The following is a 17,607-nucleotide window of genomic DNA, read 5'->3' on the forward strand; positions in this document are numbered from 1 at the left end:
TCGGTGACGAGGACGTCCGCGCGCCGGGTTCCTGGATCAGCAGGCGTCCTTGGGGCTGACGCTCACGGCCTGGGGGCCCCAACTGAGCCTCCGCAGCGTGTCCTTCGAGGCGTCCCCGGAAGCCGCGGCGCCGGTGGATTTCACCTTCACCGTGATGCCGGTGCTGTCCACCTCGACCAGTTCGCCGCAGACCTTCCCGTCGCGGGTGTGTACGGTGACGGGCGCGGCCGGCTGTTCGTCCGCCGGAGCCAGCCAGGTCGCCATCACACCCGTGGCAGTGGCCAGCACGCCTGCCACCGCGAGCCAGCGGGCGAGGTTGACCATCCTTCCGATGCGCTTGCACTCCGCCGCTTCCCACTGCAGCAGCTGGGCCCCGTCGACGTCCAGCAACTTGTTTCTACGGCCGGGCCGCCCGTGCGCGGCCGATGCTGCGGCGAAGGCGGAGACCAGCAGGGCCACCAGCCCCAGCGACATCATCACCACGACGAAGTTCCGGTACCCCGAAGTCAGATCGGCCACGTTCTCGCGACCCTTGAGGACGAGTACCGCTGCCAGCAGCGCGGTGGCCGTGGCCAGGAAGTTGCGCCAGCCCTCGGCCTGGTGGCGGGCGATCTCCAGCTGGGACTGGAGCATGTCGTGCAGCCGCTGCCGCGCCTGGAGCCGCAGCGCGCGGCCCGTCGGGCGCGGAGAGGCAGCCATCAGGACGCCTTACGGACGGGAACGGTCACCGGCCACCATGCACCGCAGCCGGGCAGTTCGTCGGCATTCTGAGGGTGGGTGATCGGACACTCGCAGTCCATCCTGCGCTCCCGCGCCGTTGCGTCCTCCTTCTTTCCCCACGGCCAGGCTTTCGGGATGGTGCCGGGGGCGATGTCGATGAGCGGCAGCTCGGTCCAGCCCTGGCAGACGGGACAGGTGCCGGTGAACACGAGGAAGCCGGCGTCGTCCCGGTGCCAGTCGAGGTCGTTCGGCGGATCGACCTTGTGCTCCTTGTACGGCACGTCGTCATGACCCGGCATGTGTGTCCCCCTCCTGCGGCAGCTGGAACCCGAACAGCGGCGCATAGTAGGCGAGTCGCCCGCGCACGTCGTCGGGTGTCAGCTCGGTTTCCTCCGCGGCCAGCTGGATGTGATCGTCCGTCACCGTGCCGGACAGCGCGGGCTCCCGGCCTGTGAGCCGTTGCGTGAGGATGATGACGTCGCGCCAGTCGGGCTCGTGGTCGTCGGCGGGTTCGGGGCACTCGAAGGTGACGCCGCATGCGGCGTAGGGGGCGAGAGCGCGGAAGGTTGCGCGCAGGCCGCGGTCCAGGCGGGCGGCGGTGATGGTGAGGGCCAGGGGGGTTACGGTGCCCTGTCTCAGGGGTTCGAACAGAAACAGCTTCCGAATGGCCCGGTGGACCTCCTCGGTCTCCTGCCGCTGCTGATCGCCGGCCTCGCTCGCAGGCACCGCTATGGCGTCCGGGACCTTGGGGGCACCAAGGGGCTCATAGGCGCGTAGCTGGGACATGGCCTCGACGAGGTCGACCCCGCATTCGTCCGCGTACGTGATGATCTCTCTGTGGGTGATCGCGGCCTTCCAGGTGACGTTGTCAGAGGTGCACAGCGCCTTGCACTCCGCCCTCTCCGGTTGCAGGTCGCGTGTCTCAGGGGGAACGTCGGCGACACTGATGCCGTACGGTGCGGCTTCCTCTTGCACCTCCTCGGCCATGACACCGATCTTGTTGAAGTTTTCTGCGCTCATCACTACGAGCAACGCGGTACTCACGTGGTCGGTCTCGGTGTCGATGGTGTAGCGCCAGGCTTCACCTCCGGACCGTTCGGAGGAGACGTATCCGAAAGGCACGGACAGGTGGAGGAGACGCCGCTCGCTCTCCCGCGCGGTCCGAACAGCGTCGGCTGCGCTCGCATGGACGACTCCGGCTTCGGCCAGGGCTCGGACGGCCTCATCCTCCGCTTCCAGGGACTCGGACTCGGCTGTGAGGTTCAGAGCCTGGAGAACCGTCCAGTTGCCGACAGGCTGCGCTGGTCTTGTGTCGTACGTACTCAGGGAGGCCCACCACGAGGGCGCCTTGACGGACAGGAGCGCCTCGGGAGCAGACCACCCCAACTCCAGACGCTGGGCGAGATCCCCCAGGTCCTGGACGGTTGTTCCTACGTCCGGGTCCCCACGTTCGGCCGAGAGGCGGACCAACCCGAGGACGCCGAAGTACTTGTTGAACCTCTCGGGCGCGCTCCATGAATCCGTGAGGCCCAGAGCACGCGCTTCCTCGATGGAGATGTGGGCTGACTCGAGGGCGCCCGCGACGCGGTATCCGAATCGTGCGTAACGGCGTGCAGTCGATGCGGTATCAGCCGGCTCCGTATTCGAGTGCACCGCCATGTAGGCGGCGACCATCGGTGTGACCACGGCCGGCAGTCCGTCGAGCCCCGGCGTGCGACTTCCGCTCAGCACCACCCCCTCGGCCTGATCAGGGATGTGCTCATCGAGGTCGCCCGGATCCGGGGGATCCGGTATCCGCGCGTCGAGGCGTCTGAGCTGCCGGACGAGCCGTGTAGCTTCCCCGATTGTCTTGCGCTCGCGGCCGGCTTCCAGGAGCAAGGGGGCGTGAACCGGAGGTTCGGTGCCTTGTGCACGTGTCTGCAGGGTGAGTGCACGGTCGTATCCCGCGTACAGACGGGTCTGCATCGCAGGGCAGTCCACGTCGTCCAGCCCTCGGATGTCGTCCGTCTCGGGAACGTGAATACCTGCGACGGCGTATCTCCGCAGCGTACGCACTGTCGACCGCAGACTGTGCATGCTGCCCTCGGCTGCTTGCAGGGCCGCTGCCAGCGGATTCCAGATCCAGAAGTCCGGCAGATCGCGGAACAACAATGTGTCGACAGCCGTTGGTTCAGGGAACCCTTTCGGCCAGCCGATGACGGGGCTGCTTTCCCGGTCGAAGATAGCGCCCACGTCCACCAGCTGTGAACGCCACAGGTAGAAGAGCCCGAGTCCGGTGCCTGCCGTGTCGTGGTCGCTCTTCATGATGTCGTGGCGACTCAGTGTGTCGAAAGGAAGGCAACCGAGTCGGGCGAGTGAGGAGGAGTACCGCGCGAAGCGCCAGTCGTTCCCACCGACGTCGAAATAGTGGCCGTCGCCATACCACTTGTTCACGGAGACTCTGATATCGGTGGCCAGTAGGCGTCCGACAACCAGTTCCGCCAGGATGACGTCATCCTTTGCCAGTTCCCACAGCCATTCGATTGGAATCGGCTTCCACTGTGTCAACTTCTCGGCGGCCGCAACCAATTCATCGAGGACCTGGTCGACCGCGTAGTCCTGCAGGCGATTGCGGTCGGCGCTGAGGACGGGCCGGTGCCGGTGGCGCAGGTTGATGACATAGCCGTGCGGGCGGGGCTCTGCGCCCACGAAGATCCCGTCCACGAGGCGAGCACCTCGCCCCTGCACCCACCAAATGTCCTGTCCGGTCTCCTCCTCCTGCACCGCAAGTGTGGCATCAGGCCGCAACACACCCGGACTCCACTGGTCCTTCATGTCCTTGCCGTTGATCTTCTCCTCGGCGCGGAGCGTCACCGGGCTCAGCCAGACCTGCTCCCGCAACGCCTCGATCAACGACGGAATCTCCCCTAGGCAGAACTCGGGCCGCAGATAGAGCCGTACACAAGTCCCGACCCTCTCCGTCCCGTCGCCGCGGATGTGCATGAGTCCCGAATCCGCCACTACGTCGACTCGGTGCCCGGGACCGCCGTCCCCCTGCCCGTTCGGACCGGCCGGCCGAGTCGTCACCCTGATCTTCTCGGCGAGCATGAAATAGCTGAACGCGCCGATGCCGAAACGGCTGTTGAGTTCCGGGATCACGCCCACCCGGCGCCAGCGACGGATCTCGCGGACGCTCCTGGGCGACTGCTCGTAGCGGCGACCGGCCCGGGAAAAGAGGTCACGGAGTTCCTCCACCGTCATGCCGATTCCATCGTCCACGCACTCGATGTAGAGGCCCTCGGCGTCCTGACCGAGGGTGAAGGAAACGGCGTAGTCCGCCAGGTCCTTCACGTCCGACTCGTCGATCTCGCCCGTGAGCGCGGCGTACCTCTGGCGGGCATGGCGTCGGCGGCACGCGTCGAGGGCGTTCTGGTAGAGCTCACGCACGGCCAGCATGCGGTCGCCGTACAACTGCGTGCCCATGATGAGGGGCTTGATCCCGTCTTCCGCGAGTTGGAAGCGCGGTGGCGGTGCCTCGTACCGGGCCGTGCCGGCGGGCTCCAGGGCGTCCGTGTTGATGTGCTTCGGGAGCGCCGCGAACAGGTCTGCGTCGGACAGGTCGTTGGAGAGCCCGCGCGCGGCGTCGGCGGCGGCGTCGGTCTGGCGTTCCAGGGCGACGTGCAGGGCGGCGTTGCCGCAGTCGGCCTGCAGGGTCCAGTCGGACGGGGCTGCACGGTTCTCGCGGACGGGGCGGAAGTCGCTGTCGCGGATCTGCTGGATCAGGTCACCCGGCTTCACCTGGTGGTGATCCGCACCGAGGTGGTCCACGACGATGCCGTCCAGCGTGCGAGGGTCGATCGCGAGGAGCTCCGCGATGTGCAGCAGCCCCGCCAGCTCCCTCGGCCGCCACCACATCCTGCGGCTCATGCTGAGGATCTTCGGCAGCTTGGTGTTCCAGACCTCGCCGTTCGGGGCGGTCTCCGCGGGGCGCGTGCGCATCTGCATGACCACCTGCATGAGAGCCGAGCGCAGTCGCTCGCGGCTGGTCGGCGTGGTCTGTTCGTCCGGCTGGACGGCGTACTCGGCAACGTCCGTCAGCAGTTCGACCACGGACTTCAGGCTGTCCAGCGCGCCGGTGGACCGGCCCGACCCGGTGGCCGAGTACCAGAGCTGGTCCCAGTCGGCCAGCAGGCGATGACGCAACCACTGTTCGGCCGCCGCCACGACGTCGGGAGCGGCTCCCTCGTCCCGGAGCCTTCGCCGCTTGGTCTCGATGTGTCGATAGGCGTTGCGGACGTCCGCCATGTCCTCGGCGAGATGGTGTCTGATCTCGTCGCCCGGTTCGCGAGAGGGGAGCTCCTCCCCGGCGTCCGGCCCTTGCGGCGGGTGCAGTTCGGCAAGCGCACGCAGCCCGCATGCTACCGCCGCCTCCCGGACGAAGGGCGTCCCCAGCAGGGTGACGGCTTCCAGCGGGCTCAGCCGACCGTCGGGGGCGGCCGGGACCAGGCGGTCGAGCTGTTTGAGGACCCGCTCGGGGAACTGCGGGTCCTCCCAGGAATCCGGGGTGTTCCTGCGTTCGGCGGCCCGGCGGATGGCGAGCACTTTGTCGATCACATGGCTGAGGAGATCCCTCAGCCTCCCGGTGTCCGCCTCACCGTCGGGGACCATCTTCCACAGGCGGGACGCGTGCATGGCCCGGGTCCATTCCTGTACTCCGGGCCCGGTCCGGCAGATCTCCCGCCCGGCGTGCTCGGCGGGCGCCTGGCCGATGGAGCCGCTGAGCCAGCGGATGTCCACCCGGTGGCGGGTGATGCAGCCGTTGTCGCCGGCAATCTGCTCGGTGCGGCGGCGCGCGTGGTCGAGGACCTCGCCGACCGTGCGCGGGGGCGAGTCGTTCGCGAGCGCCTCGGCGAGCGCACGGCCCAGGAAGCTGCCCTCGTTCGTGCCCATGGCCTGCTCGCCGGCGGCGCACGACTGCAGGAGGACGACGTTCTCGCGGAGGCGGGACGACGACGGAGCCGCCGGCGGGGGCAGGAACTCCTCACCCGCGTCGTCACGGCACGCGTCGACGCACACCATCACGGTGGCCCGCGTCGTCAGCTTCTCCAGCAACTCGTCTGGTACGACGGCGATGAGGCTCTGCCGGCCCGCGGTGCGGGCGGCGTCGCTCGGCACCATGTAGTCGATGCCGTCGATGTTCACGCCGTGACCGGAGAAGTAGACCAGGGCGAAGTCGTCGTCCTCGCACCGGCCGAAGAAGGTGTTGAGCTGCGTGTAGAAGCTGGTGCGTCCGGTCTTGTCCACGGTGTCCAGCACGGTGACGTCGGGCTCGTCGTAGCCCGAGCCGAGCAGCGCCTCCTTGATCCGTGCCGTGTCCTTGCGGACGAAGTCCAGCTCTTTCGGCGACGCGATCAGAAGCGCTCGTAACGTGCCCATCGTGGAAGAGTCCCCCAGTCTCCCATCCTGGCAAGTGAGTTGATCACTGGTCAGTGTGCGGTGTTCCGTCGGTAGAGCGGCATTATGACAGAGGGGCACTCTGGGGTGACCTGGTGATACGTCGGTTTGTCCGCAGCCGTGACACGCGCTCAGGTGTTCAGGCGCGTCGTCTCCAGCAGCTCCCTGGCCATCCGCTCGGCCGGCGCCTCCGTCTGTTCGGCGACCCGGCGGAAGGTCTCCTGGGCCGGGCGGGCCGGCCAGGCGGGCGGCAGGTGGCGGGCGGGGAGGCGGGGGTCCGTGCGGATGGTCCAGAGCCATTCGCTGACCAGGCGCAGACGGGTGCCGATGGGGTCCTCGCCGGAACCGGTGCCGAGGTGGGCGGTCCAGCGCTTGTCGAAGGTGACGTAGCGGGCGGCGATGGACTCCAGGTCCCAGGTGTCGCTGACCATCCGCTCGATGTCGGTCACCTCGGCCGCCCGGGCGTGGAAGATCTTCACGTGGGCCGAAAGACCGAGCTCCGAGACCGGGCCCGAGACGTCCACGTCCCCCGGCGCGATCCACAGCCCGCTGTACAGCGCGCCGAAGCCGGACCAGGTGAGGCGTGAACGCAGGTCGTGGCGCTGCCGCTTCCACGAGTCGGGCAGGGAGAACCCCAGCAGGGTCCAGGAGCCGTCCCAGTCGTCGTTGACCGCGCCCTGCTTCCAGATGCGGGTACGGCCGTCCTGGAGGACACGGGTGGCCTGCTGGGTGAGACTGAAGTACATCCTGCGGCCCTCGCGCTGGCGCCGCAGCAGGCCGCGGTTGACCATGCGGGTGAGCGTGGAGCGTACGGCCTGTTCACCGACCTCGACGCGACCGAGCACGTCGATGATGCTGCCCGAGTAGACGCACAGATCCCCCTCCTCCAGCACGTGGTTGCCGAAGAAGGCGAGCATGAGCGACTGGGGGCGCGGCGCCGGGCCGTCCGCAAGGTCGCCGTCCGCGGTGTCCAGGATGTCTTCGTCCTCCACGGGGGCAAGAGTACGTGTCTTCGCTGAGCGCCCTTCGGGCTCCGCGGACCGCCCGCCCCGGCCGCTCACCCGTCCTTGCGAGCCACCCCGCCGTAGATCCCGATGGGCGGTGCGTCCCGCTTCGGGGGCTCTTCCGGGCGCCAGTCCGGGACCTGGACCAGGCCCGGGTCCAGGACGGTGAAGTCGCCGAAGAAGTCCGCGACTTGGGCGTGGGAGCGGAGGTTCATGGTGGCGGTGGCCGCCTTGTAGACGGCCGCAGCGTCCTCGCGGCGGTCCTCGTGGATGTCGCCCGTGGCGTGCGACAGGACGAGGTAGGAGCCGGCGGGCAGTGCCTCGCGAAGGGTGGCGACGATGCCGGCCGGGTCCTGCGCGTCGGGGACGAAGTGCACGACCGCCACCAGCAGCAGCGCCAGCGGCCGGTCGAAGTCGATGACCCGGCGGATGTCGGGGTGGTCGAGGACGGCCAGAGGGTCGCGCAGGTCGGCCAGGACGACCGAGGTGTCGCCGTCGTCCACCAGGGCCCTGGAGTGGGCGCTGACGATCGGGTCGTTGTCGACGTACGCGACACGGGTGCCGGGGGCGACGGCCCGCGCGACCTGGTGGACGTTGGGCTCGGTGGGCAGGCCGGTGCCGATGTCGAGGATCTGGCGGATGCCGCCCTCCGCGACGACGTGCCGGACGGCGCGGTGCATGAAGCGCCGGTTGGCGCGGACGCCCTCCCGCACCTCCGGAGCCGCCTTGATGAACTGCTCGGCCGCCGCCCGGTCGACCTCGTAGTTGTCCTTGCCGCCGAGGAAGTAGTCGTACATCCGGGCCGGGTGCGGCCTGGTGGTGTCGATCGTCAGGGGCCGGGAGTCGGCGTCTTCGCCGCGGGGAGAGGTCATGCGGACATCATCCGGCCTGCGACGACGCCGCAAACCCGGCTTCGCGTACGTGACTTCGCCCACGGCGCTTCCTGCATGGCCGGTTTGCATCTGCTTCACATTCCGGCCCTTTGAACTCTCAAGATGTCCTGACATACTCGCCGCTCGGCATGTGATCGTCCCGGCCTTTTGTGAGAGCGAATGCCTGTGAACGTGAGAAGCCATTTGCGGGAGCATCCGTGACCAGCCGGCAGCGGGGACGCCCCGAGCGGCCGCTCGATCCCGACGCGGGACCCGTGCAGCGCTTCGCCCACGAGCTGCGGTCACTGCGTGCGCAGGCCGGCTCCCCGTCGTACCGGACGATGTCCGAACGGGCCCGTGTCTCGGTGGCCGCCCTGTCCCGCGCGGCCTCCGGCGAGCGGCTGCCGTCGGTCACCGTCGTGCGGGCGTACGCGCAGGCCTGCGGGGCCGATCCGGACGCATGGGAGAGCCGGCTGACGGCGGCGGCCGACGAGGTCGCCTCCTGCGACACGGCCGAGGGGGAGTCGCCGTACCAGGGCCTGGCGCGGTTCGAACCGGGCGACCAGGAGCTGTTCTTCGGCCGGGACCAACTGGCCGAGGACGCGGTGCAGTTGATGAAGGAGCACCTGTTCGCGGTGCTCGTCGGCGCGTCCGGCAGCGGCAAGTCCTCGCTCCTGCGGGCCGGCGTGCTGCCCCGTCTGGAGAAGGTCGTGGAGGAGGCGGGCTGCGCGGCGGAGCTCCGGCTGATCACTCCCGGCGCGCGGCCCGTCGCCACGCACGGCCGGCTGCTGGCACCGGGGCCGGACGAGCCGCACCGGATCGTCGTGGTCGACCAGTTCGAGGAGATCTTCACGCTCTGCCGGGACCGGGCCGAACGCTGGCTGTTCGTCGACCAGTTGCTCGCTGCCAAGGACTCCGGCGGGCGGCTGCGCGTGGTCGTCGCGGTGGGTGCCGGCTTCCACGGCCGGTGCGCCGAACACCCGGGCCTGGCCGAGGCGTTGCGGCACACGAGCCTGACGGTCGGTCCGATGACCCGCGAGGAACTGCGCGACGCCGTCGTCAAACCGGCCACGGCGGCGGGCCTGAGGGTCGAGCGGGAGCTCACCGCCCGCATCGTCGAGGAGGTCCACGACCAGCCCGGCGCGCTGCCGATGCTCTCGCACGCCCTGCGCGAGACCTGGCGCCGCAGGCGCAGCGGAGTGCTGACGCTGGCCGCGTACGAGGAGGCGGGCGGCGTCCACGGAGCGATCGCCGCGGCGGCCGAGGAGGTCTACGGCGGACTCTCCCCCGACCAGACCGGCACCGCCCGGGGGCTTCTGCTGGCCCTCATCGCCCCCGGCGACGGCACCGCCGACTCCCGCCGTCCGGTCCGACGGGCCGATCTGCGCGAGTGGCCGGACCCCGAGGTACCCGTCGTCCTCGAACGGCTCGCCCGCGCCCGGCTCATCACCGTGGACGAGGAGAACGTCGAGCTCGCCCACGAGGCGCTGATCACCGGCTGGCCCCGGCTGCAGTGCTGGATCGAGGAGAACCGCGAGCGGCTGCGCATGCACCGCCACCTCACCGAGGCCGCCCGCAACTGGCAGGAGCACGGCCGCGACCCCGGCACCCTCTATCGGGGCATCCATCTCGCCCTGGCCGACGTCCTGTTCACCCGCGAGCGGCACGACGACGACCTCACCGCACGGGAGCGGGCCTTCCTCTGCGCCTCCCGGGTGGCCCACCGCATGGAGCGCTGGACGGCCGCCCGTATGCAGCGCCGCATACGAAGACTCGTCCTCGCCCTCACCTGTGTCATGGCCGGCGCCCTGGTCGCCGGCCAGATCGCCTGGCACGAGAGCGACGTGGCCGAGGGGGAGCGCAGCCTGGCCGGGGCCCGGCAGGCCGCCGACTTCGCCGACCGGGAGCGGGTGACCGACCCCCGCACCAGGACCCTGCTCAGCATCGCCGCCTGGCGGCTCGCCCAACTGCCCGAGAGCCGCGCGGCCCTCTTCGACGCCCTCGCCGAACCCGAGCGCGACGCCTTCACCGACCCGGACCAGAACGACAGCACCCGCGACTTCCTCACCGACTCCGGGCGCACCCTGCTCAGCGTGGGCGGCGGCAGCTGGTCGGCCTGGGACGTGGCCACCCACGGCCGCACCGGCTCCGGACGGCTGCCGGACCTTCCGGTGACCGCGGTCAGCCTCGACGGACGGACCCTCGCGCTGGCCGGCACCGCCGCCGACTCCCACGCCGGGCGACGGTTGTGGCGGCTGCCGGCAGTGACGGAGGGCCCCGCGGAGACGCAGGACCCTTCAGGCCTGGAGGATCCCGTCGGGTATCGACAGGACCCCGTCGGCCACCGAACGGCGGCCGAGTCGAACCTCGGTGTCGACGCCTACGTCGTCAACGGCCCCGACACGACGGCGCAGTTGCGCGCGTTCACGGACGACCCCGTGGTGCTGGAACGATCCGCCGCCGATGCCGTCATCCCGAGCGCGGACGCGCAGCTGGCGGCCGTCTGCGCGCAGGACCGGCCGCTCACGCTGCGGGACCTGGTCCACCACCGCACCGTGCCGGGCGCCTGGCAGGACTCGCCGGCGGTGGACTGCTCGTCCGCCTCCCTCGTCTTCGACCGGGCCGGGACACGGCTCGCGGCGGTCTCCGACACCGGGATACGCGTCTGGGACACGGCCTCGGGCCGGCAGCTCGCGCACCTCGCCCAACCGGGCGCCTCCCACCTGGCGTTCACCCCGGACGGGCGGTTCCTGGCGGCCGCCGGGCAGGACGGGACGACGGTCTGGCGCATATCGGCGGCCACGGCACCGGTGTTCCGCCACGCCCTGACCGACGGGCCCGTCACCGCCCTCGCCTGGGACCCCGCCGCCCCGACCCTGCGCTGTCTGACCGGCGGCACGGTCCACTCCCTCGACCTCACGGTGCCCCTCACCTCCCCGTGGCTCGACCGGCCGCTGGACCACGAGACCCTCGGCCCGGACGGCCGTCTGCTGGCCACCGCCGAACGACACGGCGACCGCTACCGCTTCCACCTGCGCGACACCCGGACCGGCCGTGTCGTCGCCGAACTGCCCGCCCTCGAGGCACCCGGACGCCCCCGTACCGCGCCCCTCATGACGTTCAGCCCCGACGGCCGGGCCTTCGCCTACGGCATCGGCGACCCGGACACGCCCGGCGCCCGGTTCGTCGTATGGAATGCCATAACTCACCGCATACAGGCGGCGGTTCACCCGAGCGGCTCGTCCGCCGTCCGCTCGATAGCGCTCGCCCCGCGCGGCCGGGAACTGCTGCTCTCCCGGGCGACCGCCACCGGCTCGCCCACCGGCGAGGTGTGGAACACCGCCCGCGGCACGCGGACCGACCGCCCCGAGGCCCTGGCCGCCACCCTGAAGTCCGCCCTGGCCTCCGGTTTCGCGGGCCCGGCCACCGCCCTGCCCTACGGCCTGGACACCGACGTACCCCTCGGTCCGGACGGCGACGAGAACGTCCTCGCCCTCAGCCCCGACGGCGTCCACCTGGCCACCGGCGGCGACTTCGGCAGCGTCACGGTGTGGCACGGCCGTGGGGAACGCCACCGGGAGGCGGTCATCCCGGCCGCCGCCGGAGTCTCCGCCGCCCGGGTCACCGCGCTCGCCTTCAGCCCCGACGGCCGCACCCTCGCGGTGGGTTACGGCTCCGGTGCGCTCCGCCTGTGGGACACCGACACCCGGCAGCCGCTCGGCGGCAGCCTCGACACGCCGGGCGACGCGATCCGTTCACTCGCCTTCGGCGCACACGGCGACTCCGTCTACGCCAGCAGCGCGCACGTCCCCGTCCAGCGGTACGCCGTCGGTCCCGCCCAGGTCGTCACCCGGCTCTGCGCGCGTGCCGGACGGAACCTGACCGCCAACGAATGGCGGACCTACCTGCCCGATGTGCCCTACCGGCGGTTGTGCGACGTCTCCGGCACGGCCGATCCGGTCGCGGAAGCCGGTCCCGCACCGGCCGCGACTCAGCACCCGACCGCGGCTCCGGCGCCGGAGGGCGCCGCCTCGTCCGCGCACGCCGACCGGAAGCCCGCGTCCCGTAAGCACGCGTCTCAGAGGTCCGGCACGCATGTGCACGGCACCGGGAAGCACACCCCCGTGAAGTCCCCCGAAGCGCGCCGCAGCCACGTCCCCCTCGGCCGCCAAGGCGCAGCCGCACGCCACATCGCGGAAAGCCGCCCGTGCCGAGTCGGACGGACCGCGGCCCCCGATCAATGGGACGTGAACGGGCGGTCACAGTCCGATTTCCGCCCACTGTTGGGTTGTTTACGCCTCTGACCTGCATTGATAGACAAATCCGGAACGCCAAGAGTGGGGGTCAACCGGTCCGCTGCACTCCCCGGTCAGTGAACCCGGCGGGCAGTCGACGGCAACCCCGTCGGCTGCCCGGAAACCAGCTGTACCCCCCACACCGACGTTCGCTGCCGTCGGTATCCGTCCTCTCCCCTCACTGGAGTGATCGATGGCATTCGCGCGCCGCAAGCCCGCCTCTCCCAAGCGCACCCTCCGCACCGCCGGGGCCGTCGCGGCCCTGACCCTGGGCGCCTCGCTGATGGCGGCCCCGCAGGCCTCCGCCGCGGACAGCCCGACCACCAAGGAGCTTCTGGACGCCTGCAGTTGGGCGGACCTGTGCGAGTTCCACGCGACGAACTACTGGACGTACACCGGCCCGAACCACCAGGTCGGCACCACCGCGTACAACTGCGCGAGCCAGACCAACCAGCACCGCATCGACTGGTCGGACACGACCGGCTCGACCAACACCTTCGGCATCTCGATCAGCGCCAGCTACGAGTTCTTCAAGGTGTTCACGGTCGGCGTCGAGACCAGTTACAGCCACAGCTGGGAGGCCTCGCACACGGACACCGAGAGCAACACGGTGAACGTCCCGGCCGGCTACAAGGGCTGGATCGAGCGCGGTACGGCCAAGCAGCAGGCGACGGGCTGGTACGAGATCCACTTCGGCAAGCGCTATTACGGCCACTACATCTGGTACGTCAACAACTACCAGTCGTCCGGCTTCAACTCCGACAGCCCCAACAAGGGCTACGTCAACTTCAAGGACGCGAAGATGACCTCCGGCGAGCGTTCCGCGCACTGCAACTGAGACCGGACGACAGCATGTGGTGCTCCGTGACTCCGGGAATCCGCCCCCGGCTCCGCCTCGCCGCGGCCGCCGTCTGCTCCCTGGTCCTGCTGACCGGGTGCGCGGCGGGCGCGCAGAACAAGCCCAACACCTCCTACGCGGACGGCGAGGGACCGACGGTGATCGGCACCGACACCTCCGCGGAGAGCCGGGTGGTGGCGGCCCTGTACGGCGAACTCCTCACCGGGGCCGGGCAGAAGGTGGAGACGGCGAAGACCCGCTACTCGTCCCCCGCCGCCACCGCCAAGGCCGTGGTGGCGGGAAAGCTCGGGCTGGCTCCCGCCTACGAGAGCACCCTGCTGCGCACGTTCCCGGACGGCGACACCCTGCCCGGGAACATGTCGGCGACGCTGAGCATGGCACTGCCGATGGGCATCACCGCCCTGCCCCCGGCCGCCGCCCAGCGTGGCGTCGTCCTCGCGGTCACCCCGGCCACGGCCCGGCGCCACGACCTGCACAGCCTCTCCGACCTCCGCAGGACCGGCAGCCGCCTCACCCTCGGCGGCTCCGCGTCCTCGGCCCCCGACGCCCCCACCCCCTCCTCACTGAAGAAGGCGTACGGCGTCACTCTCACCACCGCCGGCACCTCGGCCACCGCCGACGTACTGGCCCTGCGCAGCACGGACCCGTCCATCACCAAGGACCAGCTGGTCGTGCTGACCGACCCCGAGGGCGTCATCCCGCCCGAGCACGTCTTCCCGCTCATCCAGGCCCCCTACGCCGGCCGGGCCGCGAGAGAAGCCCTGGCCCGAGTCAACTCGGCGCTCACCACGGACCAGTTGGCCGCCGAGGCGGCGCGGACCTGGCTGAAGTCCAAGGGGCTGCTCAGCTGATCCCCCTCACTTGAACAGGACGGTGGTAGTGAAATGCGTGACCTCAGAAGGAAGTTCGCCGTAGCGGCGCTCACCGCGGGTGCAGTCTTCGGCGGTCTGGTCTTCCCCGCGACGGCCAGCGCGGATCCGGTCTCCGCCGTACAGATCACGGTCTGCAACGACTCGGACGGGGCCCTGCAGTTCTGGGTCAAGGGCTACAACCAGCACAACGACTGGGACGACTCCCCGGTCTGGAGGGCCAACCCCCACACCTGCGCCACGGGCTGGAACTACTGGTGGAAGCAGAACTCCTCGGTCGAGCTCCACTACAAGATCGGCAACGGGGGGTGGACCTGGAAGCAGCAGTACGTCCCCAGGACCAACGACCAGACGACGACGTTCCACGTGTCGTAGGACCTCGGCCGGACACAGCCCCGGGGCGGGACTCGAATGGGTCCCGCCCCGGGCGTGCTCACGCCACGGGCCTCACCGGCGCCATGCTCAGGTGAGTTCCTTCGGCTCGTGCAATGCCGTGTCGGCGGGGCCCTGGGCAAAGCGGGTGAAGCGGACCCGCAGTCCCTCCCGCTCGGGCGAACAGCAGAAGGGGCCGGCCGTTGCCGGGGCCTCCGGCGGCAGTGGCGCCAGCCGGACCATGCGCCAGGGGCCGTCCTCGCAGCGGGCGCGGATGGTCACCGCGTCTGCGGCGCGGCTGGCCCGCACCGTCACCGGACGCCCGTGCCACTCGGGCACCGGCGCCACCGACCAGTCCGAAACCCCGCGGGTGACGACCGCGCCCAGCTGCGGGAGACCGTCCGACATCTCGATGCCCGCCTTGATCCATGTCCCGGCGTCGACGCGGACCATCAGGCCGGCCTGGTCGTACAACGTGTCGAAGTCCGCGAGGAAGGTCACTTCGATCGCGCCGTCCTGAGGGAAGTCGTGGAGCAGCGCGTGCCCGTCGTCGCGGACGAAGCCGTAACTGGTGGTTCGCCAGAAGTCACTGCAACCACGCGCGGTGACCAGGAGATCGGTCCCGTCGGTCTCGGTGTGCAGGGGCTGGTTGAGCCAGGCGGCCTCGTGCCAGGGGACCACGCGTTGCTGGTGCATGTGCCGTCCTTGTCTGCGGGTTCGGAGGATGCTCAGCAACATACGCCGGGCCAATTGCCCTTGATCCCGCGGGAGATGGGGTTCCCGGGTTGAAATCCCCGCGGAGATGAGCACCCGTACTCATGCCTGACCCCGCGCCCCGGTCCACCGTGGAGAACACCCCCACGGACCCGACCGAAGGGACCCGCGATGCCGATGCCGAAAGCCTCCCGCCCGCGCCGCCTCCCGCGGCTGCGGCGGCTGCTCGCGCTCGCCACGGACAACTGGCCCGCCCGGGGTTATCTGGCGGCCTTCGCCGCCTCCGTCCCGGTCGCGTTCGTCCTCCCGGACAGCGTCTGGGCCATGACTCCCATGCTGTTCACGGAGCCTCTCTCCTTCCTGGGGGTGGCCCTCCCCGTCGGCCCCGGCAGCGTGGACGGCAGCGGCCCGGCCGCGGTGCTCGCCTCCACCGCCACGGGCGGCTGGCTGCTCCTGTGCGTCCTCGTGAACGCCGCAGCGATCGGCGCCCTGGCGCACCACGTCCGCGACGTCCGGCACGCGTGAAGCCCTCGTACTGCTCCCAAGAGAAAGGAACGGACATGGCGCGTTCCGCCCGCCCCCGACTGCACAGGATCCGGGCCCTGCTGGCGCCCGCGGTGGACAACTGGCCCGCGCGCAGCTACCTCGCGGTGGTCGCCGCATCGCTGGGGTTCTTCCTGTACGCCGTGTATCTGTCGCCGGACCCGGGCTTCGCCGGCATCTGGCCGATCATGGCCACGGCACCGCTCAGCATGTTCGTGACCGTGCCCTTGATGCTGGTGTCACCGGACGGGGACTCCCCGCTGGCCTGGCTGAGCCCGCTGATCTTCACCGCCGGGGCGGCCCTGTCCGGCCTGGTCAACGCAGCACTGATCGGCCTCCTCGCCCGCAGGCTCACGGATCGGGAGCCGCGTCCGGCGACCTGAGGGCGCCACTGAAAGTTACTAACCTTGATGTTTGTAACATTGAGGTTAGTCTCTTCATGGCGAACGGAAGGGCGATGGCGTGGGCGACTTCGTAGGCAGGACCCGAGAGCTTGAGACGTTGGATCGCGAGCTCGGGAAGGTGGCGTCAGGCGTCGGCGGGGAGCGGCCCGGCCGGTGTGTGATGTTGCGGGGACGCAGGCGAGTGGGGAAGTCGCGCCTGGTCGAGCAGTTCGCCGAGCGGTCCGGCGCACCCTTCCTCTTCTACGCCGCCGCGGGAGCGTCTCCCCGGGCCGATCTCGAGCGACTCGGACAGGACGCGCAGGTGTCGAACCTTCTGTCGGCCGGCCTGCTGGCATCGGCCCGCCCCGCGAGCTGGGACGCGGCCTTCGACGTGCTGGCGGCAGCCCTTCCCCACGACCGGGCGAGCGTGGTGGTCATGGACGAGGTGCCCTACTTGATGGACGCGGAGGGTGCCTTCGAGGGCACGTTGCAGCGGGCGTGGGACAGGGTGCTGGAGACCAAGCCGGTCCTGCTGATCCTCATCGGCTCCGACCTGTCGATGATGGAGGCGCTGAACGGCTACGGCCGCCCCTTCCATCAGCGCGGACGCGAGATGGTCCTCGGCCCCCTCAACCCCGCCGAGGTCGGTGGAATGCTGGGTCTGGACGCGGCCGAGGCGTTCGACGCGGCGCTCATCACCGGCGGGCTGCCTCTGATCTGTGCGGAATGGCCGCACGGTGCCGGGATGTGGGACTTCCTGTCCGCGGCGCTGACCGACCCGCTGTCTGCCCTGCTGGTCTCGGCGGAGCGGTCGCTCGCCGCCGAATTCCCACAGCAGGTGCAGGCGCGCATGGTGCTCTCGGCGATCGGAAGCGGAGAGCGGACCTTCACCAATATCGCCCGTGCCGCCGGCGGAATCGGGGCCACCCCGCTCCAGCGCTCGCTGGCGACCCTCGTGGACAAGAGAGTGGTCGCGGCCGAACTCCCCGTCTCCACGCGCCCGTCCAAAGACCGCCGCTACCGCGTCTCGGACCCCTACCTCCGCTTCTGGCTCAGATTCCTCGGCCCGGCGATGCAGGAGATCGAGCGAGGCCGGGGTGACCTGACGCTGCACCGGGTCCACGAGAACTGGACCAGCTGGCGCGGCAGGGCCGTCGAACCCCTCGTCCGCGAAGCACTGGCCCGCCTCCTGCCCGATGACCAGCTCGCTGCCGCGCCTGCCATCGGCGCCTACTGGACCCGCACCAACGACGTGGAGATCGACATCGTGGGAGCCGACCGCGCGCCCATCGCCAAGGAACTGCTGTTCGTCGGCTCGGTGAAGTGGCTGGAGAACGCCCCCTTCGACCGCCACGACCTTGCGGCCCTCCTGCGGCACCGCGCCGTGCTCACGCCCGACCCCGTCCCGTTGGTCGCGATCTCCCGCAGCGGCACGAACTGCACGGGGCTGGACGCCGAGTACGACCCGGCGGACCTCCTCGACGCATGGCCTCTCTGAGCCCGACCGGACCTACGACAAAGGGCGGGGCCCCAAGACCCCGCC

13 protein-coding genes are annotated in these 17,607 nt (G+C 70.3%); 7 read left to right on the plus strand and 6 right to left on the minus strand.

The features are described from left to right. Positions 1 to 36 precede the first annotated feature (36 nt). From ACFY1L_RS06490 to ACFY1L_RS06510, 5 genes are all read right to left on the minus strand, one after another. Positions 37 to 699, minus strand: coding sequence for a hypothetical protein (locus tag ACFY1L_RS06490; RefSeq protein WP_388819150.1), 663 nt, complete (start codon positions 697 to 699; stop codon positions 37 to 39). Beyond that, complete coding sequence (locus ACFY1L_RS06495; RefSeq protein WP_388819152.1) at positions 699 to 1,019, minus strand: hypothetical protein; 321 nt, start codon at positions 1,017 to 1,019, stop codon at positions 699 to 701. Before ACFY1L_RS06495 ends, ACFY1L_RS06490 begins: the two co-directional genes overlap by 1 nt. Next, the gene (locus ACFY1L_RS06500; RefSeq protein ID WP_388819155.1) at positions 1,006 to 6,135 is read right to left on the minus strand and encodes a caspase family protein; all 5,130 of its coding nucleotides are present in this window, start codon (positions 6,133 to 6,135) and stop codon (positions 1,006 to 1,008) included. Before ACFY1L_RS06500 ends, ACFY1L_RS06495 begins: the two co-directional genes overlap by 14 nt. 149 nt (positions 6,136 to 6,284) lie before the next feature. Beyond that, positions 6,285 to 7,145, minus strand: a complete 861-nt coding sequence (locus ACFY1L_RS06505) for a PaaX family transcriptional regulator C-terminal domain-containing protein (RefSeq protein ID WP_388819158.1) — start codon at positions 7,143 to 7,145, stop codon at positions 6,285 to 6,287. Between the two features lie 65 nt (positions 7,146 to 7,210). Beyond that, positions 7,211 to 8,029, minus strand: coding sequence for an SAM-dependent methyltransferase (locus ACFY1L_RS06510; protein ID WP_388819161.1), 819 nt, complete (start codon positions 8,027 to 8,029; stop codon positions 7,211 to 7,213). Positions 8,030 to 8,247: 218 nt separating this feature from the next. Here ACFY1L_RS06510 and ACFY1L_RS06515 point away from each other — a divergent pair, with 218 nt between their 5' ends. The 4 genes from ACFY1L_RS06515 (at position 8,248) to ACFY1L_RS06530 (ending at position 14,427) form a co-directional block, all read left to right on the plus strand. Next, positions 8,248 to 12,333 (plus strand): helix-turn-helix domain-containing protein, encoded by a 4,086-nt coding sequence (locus tag ACFY1L_RS06515; RefSeq protein WP_388819163.1) that lies wholly within the window; start codon positions 8,248 to 8,250, stop codon positions 12,331 to 12,333. Positions 12,334 to 12,517: 184 nt separating this feature from the next. Next, positions 12,518 to 13,162, plus strand: coding sequence for a hypothetical protein (locus ACFY1L_RS06520; RefSeq protein ID WP_388819165.1), 645 nt, complete (start codon positions 12,518 to 12,520; stop codon positions 13,160 to 13,162). Positions 13,163 to 13,188: 26 nt separating this feature from the next. After that, positions 13,189 to 14,034 carry a glycine betaine ABC transporter substrate-binding protein gene (locus tag ACFY1L_RS06525; protein WP_388819168.1) on the plus strand — a complete coding sequence of 282 codons (846 nt, stop codon included), beginning with the start codon at positions 13,189 to 13,191 and terminating at the stop codon, positions 14,032 to 14,034. A 33-nt stretch (positions 14,035 to 14,067) separates the two neighbouring features. After that, positions 14,068 to 14,427 (plus strand): hypothetical protein, encoded by a 360-nt coding sequence (locus ACFY1L_RS06530; RefSeq protein WP_388819171.1) that lies wholly within the window; start codon positions 14,068 to 14,070, stop codon positions 14,425 to 14,427. An 87-nt stretch (positions 14,428 to 14,514) separates the two neighbouring features. Here ACFY1L_RS06530 and ACFY1L_RS06535 read toward each other — a convergent pair whose 3' ends face one another. Then, positions 14,515 to 15,120: a DUF1349 domain-containing protein gene (locus tag ACFY1L_RS06535; protein ID WP_388819174.1), complete on the minus strand. Its 606-nt coding sequence runs from the start codon at positions 15,118 to 15,120 to the stop codon at positions 14,515 to 14,517. Positions 15,121 to 15,309: 189 nt separating this feature from the next. On the opposite strand from ACFY1L_RS06535, the gene ACFY1L_RS06540 reads away from it, so the two are divergent. From ACFY1L_RS06540 to ACFY1L_RS06550, 3 genes are all read left to right on the plus strand, one after another. After that, positions 15,310 to 15,663, plus strand: a complete 354-nt coding sequence (locus ACFY1L_RS06540) for an SCO4225 family membrane protein (protein WP_388819177.1) — start codon at positions 15,310 to 15,312, stop codon at positions 15,661 to 15,663. A 35-nt stretch (positions 15,664 to 15,698) separates the two neighbouring features. Next, the gene (locus ACFY1L_RS06545) at positions 15,699 to 16,064 is read left to right on the plus strand and encodes an SCO4225 family membrane protein (protein ID WP_388819180.1); all 366 of its coding nucleotides are present in this window, start codon (positions 15,699 to 15,701) and stop codon (positions 16,062 to 16,064) included. A 79-nt stretch (positions 16,065 to 16,143) separates the two neighbouring features. Continuing rightward, positions 16,144 to 17,562, plus strand: coding sequence for an ATP-binding protein (locus ACFY1L_RS06550; protein ID WP_388819183.1), 1,419 nt, complete (start codon positions 16,144 to 16,146; stop codon positions 17,560 to 17,562). Positions 17,563 to 17,607 lie beyond the last annotated feature (45 nt).

This window comes from Streptomyces sp. NPDC001663 (genome assembly GCF_042893105.1).
Taxonomy (GTDB): Bacteria; Actinomycetota; Actinomycetes; order Streptomycetales; family Streptomycetaceae; genus Streptomyces.